The 4,327-nt window shown below is 73.1% G+C and carries 4 protein-coding genes and 1 pseudogene; 4 read left to right on the top strand and 1 reads right to left on the bottom strand.

What is annotated here, in order from left to right:
• Positions 1–111 precede the first annotated feature (111 nt).
• Positions 112–1,140 (bottom strand): Fe(3+) ABC transporter substrate-binding protein, encoded by a 1,029-nt coding sequence (locus ACFQ4O_RS15540; protein WP_378776942.1) that lies wholly within the window; start codon positions 1,138–1,140, stop codon positions 112–114.
• Positions 1,141–1,357: 217 nt separating this feature from the next.
• On the opposite strand from ACFQ4O_RS15540, the gene dapB reads away from it, so the two are divergent.
• The 4 genes and pseudogenes from dapB to ACFQ4O_RS15520 form a co-directional block, all read left to right on the top strand.
• A complete protein-coding gene (gene dapB / locus ACFQ4O_RS15535) occupies positions 1,358–2,164 on the top strand; it encodes a 4-hydroxy-tetrahydrodipicolinate reductase (protein WP_378776940.1) in 807 nt (268 codons plus the stop codon).
• Between the two features lie 105 nt (positions 2,165–2,269).
• Positions 2,270–2,896: a 2,3-bisphosphoglycerate-dependent phosphoglycerate mutase gene (locus ACFQ4O_RS15530; protein WP_378776938.1), complete on the top strand. Its 627-nt coding sequence runs from the start codon at positions 2,270–2,272 to the stop codon at positions 2,894–2,896.
• 131 nt (positions 2,897–3,027) lie between these two features.
• Positions 3,028–4,041, top strand: a complete 1,014-nt coding sequence (locus ACFQ4O_RS15525) for a TraB/GumN family protein (protein WP_378776936.1) — start codon at positions 3,028–3,030, stop codon at positions 4,039–4,041.
• A gap of 76 nt (positions 4,042–4,117) precedes the next feature.
• Positions 4,118–4,327, top strand: a pseudogene (locus tag ACFQ4O_RS15520) (hypothetical protein); the annotation flags it as partial.

Below are 4,327 nucleotides of genomic sequence, written 5' to 3'. Positions count from 1 at the left end.
GCGAGCAGCGCCACGACGACGCTGGCGGCGAGCCAGCGCCGCCCCGGACGCGGGGGCGCCGCGTCCGCGGGGAGGACCGCGGCCTCGACGGTCACCAGGGCGCGCGGCGGTTCAGTTGTCGAAGCCGACCTGATCGACCAGCGTGGACGCCGCCTTGCGGTTGCGGGCGATGTCGACGAGCGGGGTCTGGTCGGGCTGCAGCGCTCCGAACTCGGCGAGGATCGGATCGACCGGCGCGCCCACCTTGATCGGGTACTCGTAGTTCGCCTGCGCGAACACGCCCTGCGCCTCGTCGGAGACGAGGAACTCGAGGAACTTCACCGCCTCGTCGCGGTTCGGCGCGTTCTTGGCCACCGCGGCGCCGGACACGTTCACATGGGTGCCGCCCTTGGCGAAGGTGGGCAGCACCACGTTGATGGCTTCGGCCCAGCCCTTCTGCTCGGCGCCGCCCTTGCCCGCGCGCATCAGGCCCACGTAGTAGGAGTTGCCGATGGCGATGTCGCAGACGCCCGCCAGGATGTCGCGCGCGCCGTCGCGGTCGCCGCCGGCGGGCTTCTGGGCCAGATTGGCCTTGAAGCCGGTGAGCCAGGTCTTGGCCGCCTCGGCGCCGTCACGGGTGATGACCGCCGCGATCAGCGAGGTGTTGTAGGGGTGCTGGCCCGAGCGGATGCAGATCTTGCCCTTGTACTTCGGGTCCGCCAGCTCCTCGTAGGTCAGCGCCTTCAGGTCGCCGAGCCGCTCCTTCGAGACATAGGCCACGCGGGCGCGGGCCGAGAGGCCGAACCACTGGCCGTCCGGATCGCGGAACTGGGCCGGCACCGCCGCCTCCAGCGTCTTGGACGACACCTTCTGGGCGAGGCCCTTGTCCACCAGATCGATCAGGCGGCCGAAGTCCACCGTCATCAGCACGTCGGCCGGGGAGTTGGCGCCCTCGGCGGCCACGCGCTCGGCCAGCCCGTCCTTGATGAAGATGGCGTTGACCTTGGTCCCGGTGCTGGTGGTGTAGGCGTCGAGCAGCGGCTGCATCAGGCCGGGCTCGCGCGTGGTGTAGAGGTTGAGCTCGGCGGCGAAGGCCGGAGCCGAGGCGGCGGCCAGCAGCGTGGCCGTTGCGAAGCGGGCGAAAAGGCTGGCGGTCGTCATGATCGTATCCCTGGGGCGCACGGCCTGAACGCGCGCCCTCTCGCGGACATCGCGCAGCCTGTCCGCTGGTAGTCGCGCGGCGAAGCCGCGTCAACGAGGGTCTCAGAGAGTTCAAGCACTTGGAACGACTCCAGATCGAACCTCGCCCGGCGGCTCGCGCTCGCCCCTCGCGGATGCTATAGGCCCCGCGACCGACCAGCAGGGAGCCTGACCGCCAATGCGCCTGATCGTCGCCGGAGCCTCCGGCCGCATGGGCCGCGCGCTGATCCGCGCCGTGGCCGAGACCGAAGGCGCCGAGCTCGCCGGCGCGCTGGAGCGGCCGGGCTCGGAGCATCTCGGCCGGGACGCGGGCGATCTCGCGGGCGTCGACCCGCTCGGCGTGAGCGTCACCGACGACGCGCTGCCGCTGGTCGCCGCCGCCGACGGCCTGCTCGACTTCACCGCGCCCGAGGCGACCGTGGCGCTGGCGGAGCTCGCCGCGCAGGCGCGCATCGTCCACGTCATCGGCACCACCGGATTCTCGCCAGCCCACATCGACAGCGTGGACGCCGCGGCCCGGCACGCGGTCGTCATCCGCTCCGGCAACATGAGCCTCGGCGTCAACCTGCTGGCGGCGCTCGTCCGGCAGGCGGCGAAAGCGCTCGGGCCGGACTGGGACATCGAGGTGCTGGAGATGCACCACCGCGCCAAGGTGGACGCGCCGTCCGGCACCGCGCTGCTGCTGGGACAGGCCGCCGCCGAGGGGCGCGACGTCTCGCTCGCGGAGCAGTCGGTGCGGACGCGCGACGGCCACACCGGCGCCCGGGTCGAGGGCACGATCGGCTTCGCCACCCTGCGCGGCGGCTCGGTGGTGGGCGACCACACCGTCATCCTCGCCGGCGCCGGCGAGCGGGTCGAGCTCAGCCACCGCGCCGAGGACCGCATGATCTTCGCCCGCGGCGCGGTGAAGGCCGCGCTGTGGGGCTTCCGCCGCAAGCCCGGCCATTACGGCATGGCGGACGTGCTCGGTCTTCACGAAGGCTGAAGGCGGCGCAAAGATTCGTGCAAAGCGCGCGCGTCCGGGCTAAGCATCGCCACAGGCGGCCCGAGCGGCCCGCCGGCCAGATCGACCTCCGCGGAGCGCTGTCGCATGCAACGTCGTCTCGTCCTCGTCCGCCACGGCCAGAGCGAGTGGAACCTGAAGAACCTGTTCACAGGCTGGAAGGATCCCGACCTGACCGAGCGCGGCGTCGCGGAGGCGAAGGCCGCCGGCCAGCGGCTGAAGACCGAGGGCCTGCGCTTCGACGTGGCCTTCACCTCCAAGCTGCGCCGCGCCCAGCGCACCGGCCAGCTCCTGCTGGCCGAGCTTGGCCAGCCGGACGTGGCGACCGTCGAGCATGAGGCGCTGAACGAGCGCGACTACGGCGACCTCACCGGCCTGAACAAGGACGAGGCCCGCAAGAGCTTCGGCGAGGATCAGGTGCTGCTGTGGCGCCGCTCCTACGACGTGCCGCCCCCCGGCGGCGAGAGCCTGAAGGACACCGTCGCCCGCGTGCTGCCCTATTACGTGCAGGAGATCCTGCCGCGGGTGCTGCGCGGCGAGCAGACGCTCGTCACCGCCCACGGCAACTCGCTGCGCGCGCTGATCATGGTGCTGGAGGGGCTGACGCCCGAGACGCTGCTGAAGCGCGAGCTGCTCACCGGCGCGCCGATCGTCTACGACCTCGAAGCCGACGCTACCGTCTCCCGCGTGCAGGACCTCGCCGCCGCGGCCTGAGCCCTTCGCGGGCGGCAAGGCCGCCCTCCCGAGAAAACCGTTGGCGCGGGCCCGAAACGGGCTCAAGCTCCACGGTTATGGCGGCGTCGACGACGGCGGGACCGAGAGGCTGGAGACTGGGCGCGCCACGCATGGGCGTGGCGATCGTCGCGCTCGGCCTCAGCGTCGCCCCGGTCCTCGCCAGCGAGCCGCCGGCCAACGCCCGTATGGACGCCCCCCCGCCCTGCGCCGGGGTCGATCTGGTGCAGGCGCTGCAGGCGAACGATCCGGCCGGTTTCGAGACCTTCGAGAGCGCGGCCCGCGGCGTCGCCAACGGGCAGGGCCTGCTGTGGCGGGTGGATCGCGCCGGCGGGCGCGTCTCCTATCTCTTCGGCACCATGCATTCGAGCGAGGCCGGCGCGAAGGACTTCGGCGCGCTGGTGACGAAGGCGCTCGCCCGCTCGCAGGTGGTCGCCATGGAGCTGCCGGGCGCGAGCACCCGTCGGGTGGCGCAGCAGCTGCGGCGGCTCGTCGCCGACCGGTCCTTCCGGCCGGGCGGAGGCTCGCTGGAGCTGCTGCCGGCCGGAACCCGCGCCCGGGTGGAGCGCCGCATCGCCGCGCTCGGGGTGTCGGCCGCGATCGCCGACCAGATGCAGCCCTGGTATCTCGCGCTCGCGCTGTCCCGCTCCCGCTGCGCCGGCCAGGACGGCGCCGCCGATCCCGAGACGGCGGACGCCCGCATCGAGCGGCTGGCGCAGGAGCAGGGCTCGCGGATCGTGGCGCTGGAGACGCCGGCGGAGCAGGTGGCGGCGCTCGCCTCCGTGCCGGACGCGGTGGCGCTGCGCATGCTGCAGGACGCCGCCGACAAGAACCTGAGGCCCGAGGACGTGGAGAGCACCATCTCCGCGCTCTACCGCAGCCGCCGCATCGGCTATCTGCTCGCCATGCGCGGCCCCGCCTGGGCCGGGCTGTTCGACGCGGACGGCTACGCCGACTTCCTTTCCGCCTTCATCACCCGCCGCAACGCCGCCATGCTCGACCGGGCGAAACCGCTGCTGGAGCAGGGCGCGGCCTTTCTGGCGGTGGGCGCCCTGCACCTTCCGGGGCCGCAGGGGCTGGTGGAGCTGGTGCGCCGCAGCGGCTACCGGGTGACGCGCATCTGGTGACGGGCGCCTTTCGCGCCCCGCCCCGCCCGCTAGAATGAGCGCGGACGCCCTCGCGAATCCTCCGGAGCCTCATCCCGTGACGTCATCCCCCGAGACCGCCGACTGGGGTCCCCGCGCCCGCGCGCTGACCGAAAAGCCGCTCGAAGGCCGCGCCTTCATCGACGGCGCGTACCGGCCGGCGGCGGACGGCGCCGTCTTCGCCGCCATCAGCCCGATCGACGGCCGCACGCTGGCCGAGGTCTCCGCCTGCACGGCGGCGGACGTGGACGCGGCGCTCGCCGCGCCC

It is taken from the genome of Methylopila musalis, from assembly GCF_042679725.1.
Lineage (GTDB): Bacteria > Pseudomonadota > Alphaproteobacteria > Rhizobiales > Methylopilaceae > Methylopila > Methylopila musalis.
Note: the sequence above shows the minus strand (reverse complement) of the source record. Positions and strands in the feature narration are given on the sequence as shown.

Coding starts and splice junctions, on each gene's coding strand:
- ACFQ4O_RS15540 (WP_378776942.1), bottom strand. CDS start 1,140: ATGACGACCGCCAGCCTTTTCGCCCGCTTCGCAACGGCCACGCTGCTG.
- dapB (WP_378776940.1), top strand. CDS start 1,358: ATGCGCCTGATCGTCGCCGGAGCCTCCGGCCGCATGGGCCGCGCGCTG.
- ACFQ4O_RS15530 (WP_378776938.1), top strand. CDS start 2,270: ATGCAACGTCGTCTCGTCCTCGTCCGCCACGGCCAGAGCGAGTGGAAC.
- ACFQ4O_RS15525 (WP_378776936.1), top strand. CDS start 3,028: ATGGGCGTGGCGATCGTCGCGCTCGGCCTCAGCGTCGCCCCGGTCCTC.